The 14,571-nt window shown below is 48.1% G+C and carries 17 protein-coding genes; 7 read left to right on the top strand and 10 right to left on the bottom strand.

Features of this window, described 5'->3' with window-relative positions; genetic code table 11:
- Window positions 1-7: 7 nt before the first annotated feature.
- The 5 genes from FIM25_RS02905 to FIM25_RS02885 all read right to left on the bottom strand — a co-directional run bounded on the left by FIM25_RS02905 (window position 8) and on the right by FIM25_RS02885 (window position 3,945).
- Window positions 8-832 (bottom strand): rhodanese-like domain-containing protein, encoded by an 825-nt coding sequence (locus FIM25_RS02905; RefSeq protein ID WP_139446102.1) that lies wholly within the window; start codon window positions 830-832, stop codon window positions 8-10.
- Window positions 833-846: 14 nt separating this feature from the next.
- Complete coding sequence (locus tag FIM25_RS02900) at window positions 847-1,479, bottom strand: HAD-IA family hydrolase (RefSeq protein WP_179953116.1); 633 nt, start codon at window positions 1,477-1,479, stop codon at window positions 847-849.
- A 57-nt stretch (window positions 1,480-1,536) separates the two neighbouring features.
- Complete coding sequence (locus tag FIM25_RS02895; protein WP_139446098.1) at window positions 1,537-1,938, bottom strand: hypothetical protein; 402 nt, start codon at window positions 1,936-1,938, stop codon at window positions 1,537-1,539.
- Window positions 1,939-2,122: 184 nt separating this feature from the next.
- Entirely contained in the window at window positions 2,123-2,647 is a 525-nt protein-coding gene (locus FIM25_RS02890) for a 3-isopropylmalate dehydratase small subunit (RefSeq protein ID WP_139446096.1), read from the bottom strand.
- Window positions 2,644-3,945 carry a 3-isopropylmalate dehydratase large subunit gene (locus FIM25_RS02885; protein ID WP_139446337.1) on the bottom strand — a complete coding sequence of 434 codons (1,302 nt, stop codon included), beginning with the start codon at window positions 3,943-3,945 and terminating at the stop codon, window positions 2,644-2,646. Before FIM25_RS02885 ends, FIM25_RS02890 begins: the two co-directional genes overlap by 4 nt.
- A 152-nt stretch (window positions 3,946-4,097) precedes the next feature.
- Here FIM25_RS02885 and FIM25_RS02880 point away from each other — a divergent pair, with 152 nt between their 5' ends.
- The 3 genes from FIM25_RS02880 (at window position 4,098) to FIM25_RS02870 (ending at window position 6,345) form a co-directional block, all read left to right on the top strand.
- On the top strand, window positions 4,098-5,015 hold the full coding sequence (locus FIM25_RS02880; protein ID WP_139446094.1) for a dihydroorotate dehydrogenase: 918 nt from the start codon (window positions 4,098-4,100) through the stop codon (window positions 5,013-5,015).
- 164 nt (window positions 5,016-5,179) lie between these two features.
- Window positions 5,180-5,659: a DUF2147 domain-containing protein gene (locus FIM25_RS02875; protein WP_139446093.1), complete on the top strand. Its 480-nt coding sequence runs from the start codon at window positions 5,180-5,182 to the stop codon at window positions 5,657-5,659.
- 128 nt (window positions 5,660-5,787) lie between these two features.
- Window positions 5,788-6,345 (top strand): chalcone isomerase family protein, encoded by a 558-nt coding sequence (locus FIM25_RS02870; RefSeq protein ID WP_139446091.1) that lies wholly within the window; start codon window positions 5,788-5,790, stop codon window positions 6,343-6,345.
- Window positions 6,346-6,406: 61 nt separating this feature from the next.
- Here the strand turns inward: FIM25_RS02870 and FIM25_RS02865 are convergent, their stop codons facing one another.
- From FIM25_RS02865 to FIM25_RS02845, 5 genes are all read right to left on the bottom strand, one after another.
- Entirely contained in the window at window positions 6,407-6,673 is a 267-nt protein-coding gene (locus tag FIM25_RS02865; RefSeq protein ID WP_139446089.1) for a hypothetical protein, read from the bottom strand.
- 13 nt (window positions 6,674-6,686) lie between these two features.
- Window positions 6,687-7,169 (bottom strand): tRNA (N6-threonylcarbamoyladenosine(37)-N6)-methyltransferase TrmO, encoded by a 483-nt coding sequence (gene tsaA, locus FIM25_RS02860; protein WP_139446087.1) that lies wholly within the window; start codon window positions 7,167-7,169, stop codon window positions 6,687-6,689.
- Window positions 7,170-7,178: 9 nt separating this feature from the next.
- Window positions 7,179-9,110, bottom strand: coding sequence for an AMP-dependent synthetase/ligase (locus FIM25_RS02855; RefSeq protein ID WP_139446085.1), 1,932 nt, complete (start codon window positions 9,108-9,110; stop codon window positions 7,179-7,181).
- Between the two features lie 135 nt (window positions 9,111-9,245).
- Window positions 9,246-9,794: a nitroreductase family protein gene (locus FIM25_RS02850; RefSeq protein WP_139446083.1), complete on the bottom strand. Its 549-nt coding sequence runs from the start codon at window positions 9,792-9,794 to the stop codon at window positions 9,246-9,248.
- A 94-nt stretch (window positions 9,795-9,888) separates the two neighbouring features.
- A complete protein-coding gene (locus tag FIM25_RS02845) occupies window positions 9,889-11,175 on the bottom strand; it encodes a sensor domain-containing diguanylate cyclase (RefSeq protein WP_179953114.1) in 1,287 nt (428 codons plus the stop codon).
- 198 nt (window positions 11,176-11,373) lie between these two features.
- Here FIM25_RS02845 and FIM25_RS16980 point away from each other — a divergent pair, with 198 nt between their 5' ends.
- From FIM25_RS16980 to FIM25_RS02830, 4 genes are all read left to right on the top strand, one after another.
- The gene (locus tag FIM25_RS16980; RefSeq protein ID WP_179953113.1) at window positions 11,374-11,667 is read left to right on the top strand and encodes a hypothetical protein; all 294 of its coding nucleotides are present in this window, start codon (window positions 11,374-11,376) and stop codon (window positions 11,665-11,667) included.
- A 199-nt stretch (window positions 11,668-11,866) separates the two neighbouring features.
- On the top strand, window positions 11,867-12,400 hold the full coding sequence (locus FIM25_RS02840; protein ID WP_139446079.1) for a cohesin domain-containing protein: 534 nt from the start codon (window positions 11,867-11,869) through the stop codon (window positions 12,398-12,400).
- 142 nt (window positions 12,401-12,542) lie between these two features.
- On the top strand, window positions 12,543-13,487 hold the full coding sequence (locus FIM25_RS02835) for a GGDEF domain-containing protein (RefSeq protein WP_139446077.1): 945 nt from the start codon (window positions 12,543-12,545) through the stop codon (window positions 13,485-13,487).
- A gap of 11 nt (window positions 13,488-13,498) precedes the next feature.
- Window positions 13,499-14,554 carry an ATP-binding protein gene (locus FIM25_RS02830; RefSeq protein WP_139446075.1) on the top strand — a complete coding sequence of 352 codons (1,056 nt, stop codon included), beginning with the start codon at window positions 13,499-13,501 and terminating at the stop codon, window positions 14,552-14,554.
- Window positions 14,555-14,571 lie beyond the last annotated feature (17 nt).

The raw sequence follows: 14,571 nt of genomic DNA, 5'->3' as shown, positions 1-14,571 counted from the left end.
TATTCCTTTAATCAGATGCTCCGCAAAGGGCAAAGGCTTCTCCAAGACGCACCATATGGGCTTTTTCCGCCTGGGCCAGAGTCATAAAGGCATCCCTTTCCTCTCCTTGCGCAGTTTCTCCTAAGTTTCTGTACAGATCATAGGCCATCAGTTCAACACCCATAGCCGTTTCAAGTACCTTGATACAATCTCCTTCGCTAAGGGCAAGAATTCCTGCCCGAAGGCTTTCCAAAGATTCACCACCCTCGGAAAATTCCGTGCTGAGCTGCCCATAGGCGGTTTCAAAGGAGCCTTCTTTTTTCATAAAACGCCACAGTATTTTTGCATGGGCCACCTCTTCAGTTCCCAATCTGGCAAGAAAGATACCCAAAGGTCCCTTTCCCCAACGACTGGCCAAAAAACCATAAAAAAGCTCAGCCCCCTTTTCCAAAGCCATGGCCCGTTCCAGTGGCGTTCCCTGCATTCTCGAACCAAAAAAGAGCGAAAGGTCAGGTGGATTATCAAGAATCTGTCCCTCCCAGGCTGCAATTCCCCCAGTCATACTGAAAAGGCGGATACTTTCCCCAAGGGCATCCCTGCCCATAAGGGCAGCTGCTTCCGACCGTACACCCCGGGCGCAATAGAAAATCACCTCACGGGCCTTATCCTTTACCAGGCCTCCTATCCTTGATGCCACATCCTTCAGGGGCAGATGCAGAGCTCCCGGAATATGCTCTTCCTGATACTCATGATCTTCCCTTACATCCACAAGGAGATAATTTTTTTCCCTGTGACTCCGGATATAGGATGAAACCTCCTCCGGCCACAATTTTTCAAAGGATTTTTCTCCCATGTTTCAGCCTCCTTTTATGGCGAATCAAAGAGTACAAAGGGAAAACGTTTCTGCACTTCTTCCCTGAAAGCCTTCTCCTCCTGATACCAGATGGCATCCATGCCAAGACTTAAAGCCCTCTCCACATGGGGCCTGTGATCATCTACAAAAAGAGCCTTTTCCGGTCTCACCTCCATGGCATCCAGAACCTGCAGGAAAAACTCTGTATCCTTTTTGGTTATACCCGAATAATAGGAATTAAATATCCTGTCAAAACAGGGAAAAAAACCGTCCCGCTCATCCAGTTCATCCAGCCAGTGGGTCTGGTCACTGAGAATGGCTGTGCGGATACCCTTCAAGCGAAGTCGGGCAGAAAGATAAAGCATGGATGGGCGTACAATAAAACGGTCATGTACAAAGGCTGTCAGATCTTTATCGCTGCCGATTATACCGGATTTTTCCCTTAAGGCCTTCCAGAAATCCTTATCCCGAATCTTTCCTGTGGTAAAACCCGTGGCATAGACCAGATCAAAGGCCATGCGTTTCAAGGCTTCGGGATCTTTTTTCTGTTCCAGGGCAAGATCCACCATGGCCGCTTTAAAACCCTCCTCTGCAATGACACCGCCAAAATCCAGAAGCACCAGTTCCGGCATCCGGATATTATTCATTTTAATCTCCCTTGGTATGTCATGGTTCGATACAAGCCATGCAGCCATTTTCAATTCCTACCAGTGCATCCACAGGTCCAGAAGGATAGCAAGACATGAAAGGACGAAGATAAAAAGGTAGTTGATATTTTCACGGGATTTGCGGATGGAATCCACAATATACAAAAGAGCTTCTCTGTCTTCCCTGCTTAAAACGGCCTCGTCTTTAAGTTTTTCCGCCAGTCTGTAATCTGCAATAACTTTGCGTCTTTTGCGGGAAACATAATACCGGAATGCAAAGAAAAACAGATACCCCACCACCCCCGCATACCAGGCAGGCCGGAACCAGTGAACCTGCCACTGGGTAAAAACAATCATAATGCGGAACATCAGTGCAGAAAACAGACCCAGAGCAAAGAAAGAATCAATGACAAGGGATGGAAATGTGTGTGGAACTTCTAGCCTGCCTGTCTCTGCCATTCATGATTCTCCGGATAATAGAATGCTGCCTCTGCGGAGGCTTAAAAACTCTTCCATAGAGTAAAACCTTACAATACTATCCATGTACCAGAAAGCAGGAAACGGCGCAATGCCGTCCCCTGCTTCAAAGGAATCTCCGCTCAATTTTTCATGCCGGTCTGTTCATCAGACGGACGGGAAAGCATCAGTAGTTTTTATCTGCAAAATCCACCCAGCCTCCGGCCTTGACCAGACTTTTGTCAAATTCCGAAACACTGAATGAAATCTCAAGGGTATCCCCACCAGCCTTAAAAACAAAAAGCCCTTTTTCCAGATCCACGGAAACAAAGGTTTCCTTTCCTGAAAAACGGGTAAAGAGCGTATCAATATCTTCCTTTGGCAACTCCACAGCCATCATGCCGCAGTTAAACATATTCTGCCGGAAAATCCTTGCAAAGCTTTCGGCTATAACCAGATAAATGCCGTTCACCTCAAAGGCCCATGGCGCATGTTCCCGGGAAGATCCGCACCCGAAATTTGCCCGGCTCACAACAACGGAAACCCCGGCAAAACCTGAGGCAGGATTAAAGCCTTCCATACTCAGATCTTCCATAAGAAAGGGCTTCAGGGCTTCTTTGGTAATTTCCGTAAGATAGCGGGCAGGAATAATTTCATCGGTATTGATATCCGAACGGTCCAGAAAGGCCACCTTACCGTCAAAGGATTTCATGCGCAGGCCTCCTTTCCCGTGTACAGCAGTGAGTTAGAAATTTTCCCGGTCAGAGCCGTGGCTGCGGCCGTTGCAGGACTCATGAGATGCACCATGCCCCCCTTGCCCATGCGGCCATTGAAATTCCGGTTTGTGGTGGCAGCACAGACCTCACCTTCGGCAAGCACCCCGTTGCTCATTCCAAGACAGGCACCGCAGGTAGGATTAGTCACACAAAAACCCGCATCCATGAAAATTCCAATAATACCTTCCGCCAGAGCCATGCGATAAACTTCCGGCGTGGCAGGAGAAACAACACCGCGAACCGTATCCGCAATGCGTCTGCCTTTCAACACGGCAGCCGCCACCCGAAGATCTTCGATGCGCCCATTGGTGCAGGAACCGATATAGACCTGATCCACAGGCGATCCCTCCATCTCGGAAACGGGCTTTACCTGATCCGGCTTATACCCGAAGGTCATCATGGGAGAAAGACCTGAAACATCAAGGGTCATGGTCCCGTCATATTCCGCATCCGAATCGGAAATCCACTGAGAATAGTCCGCAAGGGCAGCTTCCTTTGAAGGATAATCCTTTTCTATGAAGGGCCAGAGATAATCCACGGTCACGGCATCGGGATAACAGACCCCGCAGGTACCTCCAGCTTCAATGGCCATATTGCAGAGGGTCATGCGGGACTCCATGCTCATGGCATCCACCACAGGACCTGTAAATTCAATGACCTTGTTGGTGGCACCATTCACACCCAGCTCTCCGATGAGGGCAAGGATCACATCCTTGGCATATACACCGGCAGGCAGACTGCCCGTAACCTCCACTTTAAGAGTACGTGGGGCCTTGAAGGCACAAACTCCCTTTAAAATCCCCACCTCAAGGTCTGTGGTACCAACACCGGCTGCAAAGGCTCCAAAGGCTCCGTGGGTACAGGTATGGGAATCGCCCATAATAACCGTATACCCCGGCCGGACAAACCCCTTTTCCGGAAACAGAGCATGGCAGACACCGTTGCGGCCAATATCAAAAAAATCCATTATGCCGTGCCGTCTGGCCCAGTCCCGGATAATCTTGCCCTGTTCTGCGGTTTTGGAATCTTTGGCCGGTGTCACATGATCAATCACGGCCTTGATTTTAGAAGGATCAAACACCCGATCCTTGCCCCGGGCCACGAGATCATTGATGGCCACAGGGGTTGTAATCTCATGGCAGAAAACCGCATCCAGGCGGATCACCTGAATATCTCCTGCCGGATTATCCACCCGGTGGGCATCAAATATCTTTTCTGTAATGGTTTTGCCCATGTCCTCTCCCTGATAATAATATTGATTTTTAAAAAAAACATCTTCTCTTGCCACAAAGATGCCCTTCCGTCTATAAACGAGGCGCTGGCCTAAGGCAAGGCCCTATCCTCCAAAGGCCCTATCCTCAGACATTCCAAAAACAAGGAAAAAAGATGCTGCCTGATCTTTGTGTAAACATCGCAGGACTGAAACTGAAAAACCCAGTACTCACTGCTTCAGGAACCTTCGGTTACGGCCTTGAATACGCAGAAGCTACAAACCTTTCCCGCATCGGTGCCATCATTGTCAAAGGTCTTTCCCTGGAACCCTCGGCAGGAAATCCGGAACCCAGAGTGGTGGAAACCGCATCTGGCCTCCTCAATGCCGTGGGTCTTGAAAATATAGGCGCAGAAGCCTTTCTGAAGAACAAGCTGCCCCTTCTTAAAACCCATGGAACGCCCGTCATTGCCAACCTTTACGGAAAAAGCGAAGAGGATTACAGAAAACTTGCCCTGCGCCTTGAAAGGGAGCCGGACATCGCAGCACTGGAGCTGAACATCTCCTGCCCCAACGTCAAAGCAGGAGGTCTGGCCTTTGGCACAGACCCGGATGCTGCAGCCCGCCTGACGGAAAGCGTACGCAAAGTCAGCAGCAAACCCCTCATTGTAAAACTTTCTCCCAATGTAACGGATATAAAAGTGATTGCCCGCAGTGTTGAAGGGGCAGGTGCCGACGCCTTAAGCCTCATTAATACCCTCACGGGCATGGGTATCGACATAAAAACGAGAAAACCCAAGCTTGCCAATATAACAGGCGGACTTTCAGGACCTGCCATCAAACCCGTTGCCCTCCGCATGGTATGGGAAACCAGTGCCTGCGTATCAATTCCGGTGATCGGCCTTGGGGGGATCATGAATGCAGAGGATGCCGTGGAATTTTTTCTGGCCGGTGCCAGTGCCGTAGCCGTGGGAACGGGCAACTTCATCAATCCGAAGGTCACCTCAGAGATTGTTGGGGGCCTTAAGGTTTATATGATAAAAAATAATTTCAGCTCCATTGCAGATCTGAAAAAAGGCCTGATTCTTCCATAGAAAAATCTTCCCCTTAGGCAAAAAACAACTTTTCATGCATAGAGGCCTGTGGGTATTTTTCATACTTTTCATACAAAATACCTGCTTGCCATTTGTCCATTCCTGTTGTAAACAATGTTTCTCAATCAGATCCTGCAGATACGGATTCACAGTCCAACAATAGGATGAGGAGGTTTTTTATGCAAAGAAGCAGTATCCCCTTTATCTTTTTCTTAATCACCCTTTTATCCACCCCCGTATTTTCACAATCCCTAGAACCTCCCACTGGCCTGTGGAAGACCGAAGGAGGAAAATCCATAGTGGAAATCATCCCCCTGCCTGAAAATAAAAGCTGGGCTGCCCAGATTGTATGGCTCAGGGAATCCACGGATGATGAAGGTGAAGAGCTTGTGGATAATCTGAATCCTGATCCTAAAAAAAGAAACAATCCCATTCTTGGACTGACCATTGCCTGGGGTTTCAGATCTGCTGAAAGAGACGGATGGAAAGACGGTCAGGTCTATGATCCTGAAAATGGTAAAATTTACAAGGGTCAGGCCAGAATGAAAGGTGATAAACTGGAGCTGCGGGGATACATCGGTATTCCTACCTTTGGCAGGAGCACCCATTGGGAACGGGTAAGTCATTTACCGGAATCCTCTTAATCCATGCGGCAACCCAAGGCTGCTCCACCTTAATACAATTACAGAATAACAAGCATATATTATTATGATATATGTTTATTTTCAAAGTTTTCAAAACCCAAAAACCTGTTCAAGCAAAGGAGTTTTCCATGAAAAAAATTCTTGTTTTTCTGGCCGTATGCCTGATGGCCATCCCGGCTATGGCCAATCAGAAAGTCGGTGGTGTGGATCTTTCAGGAACGATGATCCTGGAGGGAGAAAACCTCATACTGAATGGCGCAGGCATCCGTAAAAGAGCTTTCATGAATCTTTACGTCGGTGCTCTGTACGTAAAGGAAAAAAGCAGCAATGCAACTACCCTCATAAATGCTGATGCTCCCATGGCCATACGCCTTCACATCACATCAGGCATGATTACAAGAGAAAGAATGCTTGATGCCATCAATGAAGGCTTTGATGCTGCCACAGGTGGGAATATTACACCCATCAAACCACAAATTGACACTCTCAATGGTTTCTTCAACGATGAAATCAAGGACGGGGATCTCATTGAGCTGGCCTACACACCCGCCAGCGGAGTCATTATGAGTAAAAATGGAGAAACCAGAGGCAGCATTGAAGGCCTTGACTTTAAAAAAGCGCTTTTTGCCATCTGGCTGGGTGATAAACCTGCGGACAACCGACTGAAACGGGATATGCTGAATTAATCTCAGGACCAAAGCCATAAAAGGTCTGCAGATCATATTTTCTGCAGACCTTTTTTAAACTTTATTTTAAAGATCTGCGCCTTTCCAGGACTGCACGGGCCACAAGGGCCATTTCAACGGCTTCCCGCCATTCCCCAGCCCCCAGCCCGAAACGTCCGCAGAGTTCCTGATCCGGATCTGAATTAAAAAAGGAGCGCAACTCCCGCAAAGAAAAACCATCATAATAATAAGCCGCCAGCCCATCATCCCGAAGAAAGACAGAAGGAATAAGGTCCGGATAACCATGGATCAGCATCTGCAGATCTGCAGCAGAATCAGCATACCTCATTTTCCACACACCTTCATATAAACCGTTCATCGGAACGCATTGAAATAACCTCTTCCCTGTCATGCTGCATCCATCCGGAACGAACATTTTCACGATGGTCAAAGGCAGGAATATAAGGTTTGATATCCAGAAGCGGAGTACCATCCAGCACGTCCACACCTGAAATTTCAAGCCTGCCCCCATCCACAGAAAGAAGTTCCACCACAGAAAGCCCCAGATGTGAAGGTCTTAAGGGCGATCTTGTGGCAAAAACTCCCCTTTCCTCCGTATCCATAAAAGGGATAACACGCATCTGCTCACGTTTTGCCCCATGGAAAACATAAATAAGATAAATATGGCTGAACCCTTCAAGGTCTTTCAACCCTTCATGAAAATCAGGCTTCACCGTCACATGTCCCTTGACTTCCAGAGCACCCACAGGCTGAATGGGCATATCCTCAAGACTGTGAAACGAAGAATGAATCACCCCCATAACGGGTATGGCATAACTTTCCATCTAAACTCCTCAGCCAAGCACAGGGCCTTTTTCATAGAGTTTTTCAATATCATCACGATAACGGGCAAGCACCACATCCCTGCGAACCTTCAGAGTAGGAGTCAGCTCTCCTCCCTCCATCGTGAAGTTTTCATGTAAAATCAGATAATTTCTGATTTTTTCGAATCCCTGCAACTTCTCATTCACCAAAGCAATCTCAATTTCCACCATAGCGACTACTTCAGGTATCTGGATAAACTCCGGAGATACCACATAGCCTCCATCAAACTGCCTGACGAGATTCTCATCAAACAAAAGGCCCGAAGTCCGGAACATGCGGATAAAGGCCCCGAAATCCGGTACCACCAGCACCACGGGAAAGGGCCTGTCATCCCCTACGGTCACTGTTTTTTCAATATAGGCACTTAAGGAAAAAAGGGTTTCAATTTTGGCAGAGGCAACCCTGTGGCCCGTTGCCAGCATCAGCAACCCTTTTGTCCTGTCGATTACCCGCAGGTATCCATCCTCCTGCACTTCCACCACATCCCCTGTACGATAAAAACCATCCGGAGTAAAAGCCGCCTCTGTGGCCATGGGATTGTTCCAGTATTCTTTGAAAAGACTTTTTCCTTTCACAAGAAGCTCTCCGTCTTCGGCAAGACGGTACTCAACTCCCTTACAGAACCTTCCTGCGGAACCGGGTTTTACTGCTTCTATGGGATTTATAGCCACTGTATTACATGTTTCCGTAGCTCCGTAGCCTTCCAGTATAGGTATGCCCATAGCCATATAAAGACGACAGATTCTTTCCGGAAGAGCGCCAGCAGCGGAAAAAACAAAACGAAGCCGCCCACCAAAACGCCTGCGCAGCTTCCGGTAAACCAGAAAATCCATGATTCTGTGATTCAGAGAAACAAAAAAAACGGCCCCCGAACGGGTCTTTCCCTCTGTCATATCCACACAGCCATTTGCATCCATAATACCATTGACAAAGGACAACCCTGCAGCTTTGGCTTTCCGGAAGAGAAATCGTTGAAAAGAACCTTTAAGGGTTTCTTCAACACGGGTATAGATCTTTGTATAGGTATGGGGAACCCCCATCATGTAGGTGGGCTGAAAAAGCCTGATATCATTCCCAAGGCTGGATATCAGAGCATAGGCAATGGGTACGGCAGCAAACATGGCCGTGCCATGGCCACACTGGCGCTCATAACTGTGGGATAAGGGGAGAAAGGATAAAAGACAGTCATTTTCCGTGAGAAGAGGCAGGGCGCAGAGATCACGGATACAGGCACAGGTCATGGACTCATGGGTGTGGAGAACTCCCTTGGCCTGCCCCGTTGTGCCCGAGGTATAAATCAGGGTCATAGCGTCATCGGGCTGCACACTGCGCCATCGCTGACCATAGGCAAGGGGGGACTTCTGAAAAAACTCCCGTCCCTTTTCTCGGAAGGTTTCAAGGCTGACAATATTAAAGGAAGGTCCGGAATTAAAGTCAGCCTCAGGTATTTTTTCACCAGGTCCCAGCCAGACAATGGACTTTAAAGACTTCATCCCAGAAACCAGCAGACGTTCCAGTACGGTTTTTCCATAGACAAAAACAAGACGCGCCCCTGAATCTCTGATCTGCTCTGTCATCTCATAGGCTGAAAGGACCGGATGGATTGCAACACTGATGGCACCTGCGGATAAAATGGCATAATCCGCCCACATCCACTGCGGGCTAGTCGGCGCCACAATGGCAACCCGGTCACCCTTCTCAATTCCCTCTGCAAGCAGTCCTGTAGCGATTTCCTGAACCATCACCCCCAGCTCAGCATAAGAAAGACAAACCACCTCATCCTTACCGTTTTCCCCTCTCCACATCTGTGCCTTACGTTCCGGAAAACGCAGAACATTTCTCTGAAAAAGCTCAGGAAAGGTCTGTCGGGTAAGATACCATTTCTTTGCCTGCTGATGCATACGCAACGCTCTCCATACCCGCCTGCTATGGCTTGACTTTGGTTTGGTTTGCGGTCAAGACCCTGTCCGTCTCCTAACAGAATCCATAAAAAATCAGTCACCACAGGAATTTTCCGGTGGTGACTGATAAATTTTCTACGCGCCGTACCTATCATTATAGGAAAAATCAGATATGAGCTTACGTTCAGGAGCCTTAGGTGTTTTATCCGGATACCCCAGAGGAATCATACTTACCACCTGAACGGAATCCGGCACTCCTAGAATTTCCCCCGCCTTTTCATGATCAAAAAGACCCACTACCACAGTACCCAGCCCCATATCATGGGCCGTCAGGCAGAGACTCTGGGTGGCAATGCCAAGGTCATAGAGCATCCAGTCCCCAAAAACCGTGGAAGCCTTACCATCATAATATCCACTGGAGGCCTTTTTCCCGCAGAGAACCAGAAGAACAGGTGCTGCCACCAGAGCCTTTGTCGCAGGATTCTTAGGTGCCAGAGTCTCCTGAAGACGCAGCCTTGTATCCGCATCTTTTACAATAATAATTTCCCAGCACTGAGTATTTGCCCATGACTGGGACCATTGCACCGCTTCCAGAATTTTTTCCAGCTCCGCATCGGAAACCATACGATCCTGAAATTTACGTACGCTGCGACGGTTTTTTAAAAGATCCAGAAATTCAGCCATCTTCTTCCTCCTTTTATCTGTTGAGGTATGAATACTCCCCTCAAAGCTCTCCCCCGAGAAACCTGATTCATGAGGCCATACCTTTTAATCTTTGTCAAATACCAGAATCCAAATCCACGGAAGCGGCACGGCAGACCCTGTTTCTGCCGGACAGCTTGGCCGCATACATGGCCTTATCCGCTGCAGTGATGAGTTCATGGGATGTTGCAGCATCATCCGGCCATGAAGCAATTCCCAGGGAAAGCGTAATGGCAAGGGGTTCTTTTCCTTCGATAATCAGCGGAGAAGATGCCACCCTTTTCCGGAGTGTTTCCGCCCTTATCAAACCATCTTCTGCGAAAAGACCAGGAAGCAGCAGTAAAAATTCCTCCCCTCCGTAACGACAGGCAACATCTTCGGTTCTCACATCTTTTTTTAAAATACCGGCAAGGTTCTGCAGAACAAGATCACCTATATCATGGCCATGGGTGTCATTAAAAATTTTAAAATCATCCACATCCATGAGAATAACGGAAAGGGGAAGATTGTCCCTTTTCATCCGGGAAAGCTCCCTTACAAAGGTCTCTTCCATGTACCTTCTATTATAGAGTCCGGTAAGGGGATCTGTTACGGCCTCCCGCCGCAGCCTGTCCACCAGATGCAGTGAAGTCAGACAGGCCGTCAGGTGTCCTGCCACACTTCCGGCAAGGGCCCTTCGGGCAGCCTGTTTACGACCGTAAAGATCTGCCATCTGTCGAAGCCTTATACGCATCATGGCCCCTTTTCCTTCTCTGGGATTCACAGGGATACACAGCTCTTCACAGCCATCCACACCGGCACCACATACAGAAACACGGTCTCCTGCGGATTTTTTACGGGGACATGCCTCTCCCATACAGTTTTTAATATCCGGCCGGTCCCGTCCCCAGCCCACAATAAAATCCATGTGACCTTTAGTATCGGATAAAGCAAGAATGCCTGCGTCAGAAGGAAAAATCTGCTGACAGGTCCGGACCACAAGAGAAGCTGCATCCCGGGTATCCTTTGCATTCTGAAGAGATTCGGCCAGCCGGTTAAGCTGTGTGATCTCAAGGGTTCGTCTTTCCAGGGCACGAACACTGCTGCGAAGGGCTGTGTTGATGGACTCCAGTACCTGGGTACGCGCCGCTACCTTCTCTTCCAGGCGCTGCTTATGAAGAGCAAGGGCTTTCTGACGGCGACGAACCTCTCGAATCCATTGGGTATTATGCCTGATCTGTATTTCCACAAGGGTTTTTCGTGCCTTATCCGAACGCTCCAGAGTTGCGGCCATCTCATCAAATGCCCTGCTCAGATCTTCTGCTCCATAAATAACTGTGCCATGGATTCTGTATGAAAAATTTCCCTGCTGTATGATCTGCATTCCCCTGCTTACCTCCAACAGAGACATGCGCAACCTGTATCTTTCCAGAAAAAAAGCTAAAACAGCAAAAAAAACCGATATTCCTAAACAGATGAACCCGGACAGTATCCGGAACACGACCATATGCATATTATGAATAATATCAGAACTATGTATTTCTACGCCTTCTTCTTTATCAAAAGCAGTTCCTTGATCTTCATGGAGAGGGAAAAACTCAGAAACACCATTGCCGGAAAAAACCATCGTTTTTACTTCAGCGGTGGCTTTATGGAGCTGATGTATTCCCAAACCGGACAGAGTAAAAAAAAGAATGAGAAAAATAAGGGATACAGCCACGGAAATACGAAAAGAAAAGCGGTTTGGAAGTTGATCTTTCATCGCTTCTTCCCAGAGAAATGTTCAGAGCATTTTTTTGCCCCTGCAAGCAAAATTTACTTCACAGGAAACAAAAGTTTTCTGCCACTATGGGATATTCATCATGCCGAAAAGTAGAGTATGCTTTCATAAAGCGCCTGTCTTCTTATCACCCTTTTTCCATGAAATCAAAAAGCATCCCTTATGATCTGAAAAAAATCAAAAAAAACAGCCCTTCCGTGTTTTCCTTCCGCCTGCCCGATGTGCTATATCAGAAAGTATGGCAGACACTGACAATAAAAACGCCTTTTTCACTTTCTCCAGTAAGGAAAAACCGATGCGATACCTGATATTTATTTTTCTCATATCTCTGGGAACACCCCTTTACAGCCATGGAAGTGATCTCTTTACAACACCCTTCCATGGTATCAGCGGCGGTATGGCAGATACCCGTATTATCATTAAAGATGCTCGCAATAATCTGGAAGATTTCTCCTTTGTCCTCTCCTATGATCCGCTGATCCTTTCCTACGACCGCTTCATTGAATCACCGGGGCCGGGATGGGAAATCACAACGGAAAAACTTACGGACAGTGGCAGCAATCAACGCATCCGTATTACATTCAAGACAGGTAACAGAGATCAAATGCTGGAAAAGGATCGGGATTATCTGCTTGCCATGCTACGTTTTTCCGTAAAAAAGAATCAGAGCAGCACCATACAGATCAGTGAACCCGAAGGGGACATAAGAAACTGGCATACTGCGGGTTCCCGTTTTTTCCATACCAGCCAGATTTCCTCTGATAATGATTCAGATAATACCGCACATATCAGCTGTTTTATGAATGTTCTGTCCACTGGCAGCCACTGATCCGGCCAGACACCTTTTTTTGGGCTTTGACTTTCAGGCTCTGCTATCGTATGAGACAGTTGTTTATAATAAAAAACATAGCGGCAAGGGCCAATAAGATGGCATCCGCATTGATGATTTTTCTCTGATACCGGAAGTTTTCATGGCCTTTCTTTTTTCCTTTCCCATACTTACGGAGCCGGATATTCAAAGGCTTTCCGTTCTGATACTGGAAGCCACAGGCAAGCTTCAGGGACCGGTTTTTTCATCAGCCATCAAAATCCCCCTGCTGAATATAGAGCTGCGAAAAGCCCTGTCCTATGAACAGACATCCCTCACCGTCTCCCTGTCCCTTGAGAATAACTGTCTTCAGGCTTCATGGCAGGAAAATACCTTTTTGCTGATTTCCGGTATCCGGCACCCCGGATCAAAAAAAATTGAAAAATTTCAGCAGGACTTCAAGGATAAAAGCCAGACCAGCAATCCTGATCTTCTGCGTATACAGAATGAAACCATCCGGAAAAAACTGCAGCTGGCCCGGGAAGAAGCCCAGAAGGAAATCCGCACCATTGAACATCAGCTCCTGCACAGAAAAAAGGAACTGGATCTTTACATCAAAAAAGCAGAAACAGACAGCCTGACGGGGCTTTTCAACAGGGGAGCCTATGACCGCCTTCTCCACAAAACCATCCGACAGCTCCAATATGAATTCCGGTCCTTTTCCCTCATATTTCTGGATCTGGATTACTTCAAGGAGGTCAATGATACCTTCGGCCATGCCTATGGAGATGAGGTCCTCCGTTCCATGGCCTTTGCCATGCGAACCGCCATCAGGGATGGACAGGATCTGGCCTGCCGCATAGGCGGAGATGAATTTGCCATTCTTCTTTTTGCGGACACAGAGCAGGCAGGACGCATCGCCCGTACCATCCTTTCGGATATGGACAGCAAGGTCAGTATAGGTATCGCTGCTTTTAAAAAAAACGATACGCCTGAAAGCCTTGCCCACAAAGCAGATCAGGCCCTCTACCATGCAAAAAATAATGGAAGGGGACAGGTTTCCGTGGCAGGTATTACAGAAGAGCATCACCTGAAACATGCAAACTGAAGGCAAGATATATGCATCTCATAGCACAGCAGCTTATAAAGGAAAAAGAAAGCGCACCCATGGTGCGTTCAAGGCTGCGTGCCGTATCCATGCGCATGGGTTTTAATGAGGTTCAGAGGGAACGGATACAGATTGCCGCCAGTGAAGCCATGTCCAACCAGATAAAATTTGCCTCAGGCTCCGGCATTCTGCAGATATGGGAACACATCCACCCCATACCGGCACTGGATCTTTTTGCCCTGGACCATGGACCGGGGATTGCAGACCTTGACCGGGCGCTCCAAGATGGATTCTCCACGGCTCAGACCCTTGGAAGAGGACTTGGATCCATTCATAGGGCCGCCGATGTTTTTGATATCTACACCCGGAAGATCCCACCGGGGATACAATCCTGGTGCGGAACAGCCCTGTGGACTCGTTTTTATCCTCCGGTAAAAAAACAGCCCCCCCTACACAATGTCCTTCGAACCGGTCAATTTTTAAGGGCTTTCAGGGATAATATTTTCAACGGAGACAGTCTGGTTTCAGCCTCTGACAAGAGATATCTCAACTGGATTCATCTGGATGGACTGGGACACGGACGCAATGCCGCCGAAACCGCCCAAGCCCTCCATAATCTACCTGAGCCCGGAGCAGACCCGGCAGAACTTCTCACCATGCTCAACCAGAGGCTCCATGGCAGCCGCGGTGCCATGGGACTTGCCGTTCGAGTGAATACAAACAAAAGAATCGTGGACTATGCAGGTCTTGGCGATCTGATACTACGCTGCCACCATCCTCTGGGAATCCACCAGCCCCGCTTTCCCGGAGGTGTACTGGGCAGAGGCGGCGGAACTCCTGGGACTGGCTCCTTTGAATTGCCAGAAGACGCCCTCATCACCAGCAGCTCCGATGGCATCAACGGGAAGGAAGCACTGGAAAACCTGCCCGGTCTTCAGAGGTGCCACCCACAGCTTACGGCATTTTTACTCGGTAATATCCATGGCCGGGACCATGACGACAAAAGCCTTTTTATAATAAATTACAGTACAGACCAGCAGACAAGAACCAAAAACTACCAATTTTAAACCAAAAATGAGGAATA

Origin of the sequence: Desulfobotulus mexicanus, from assembly GCF_006175995.1 — a bacterium.
GTDB classification, from domain to species: domain Bacteria; phylum Desulfobacterota; class Desulfobacteria; order Desulfobacterales; family ASO4-4; genus Desulfobotulus; species Desulfobotulus mexicanus.
Note: the sequence above shows the minus strand (reverse complement) of the source record. Positions and strands in the feature narration are given on the sequence as shown.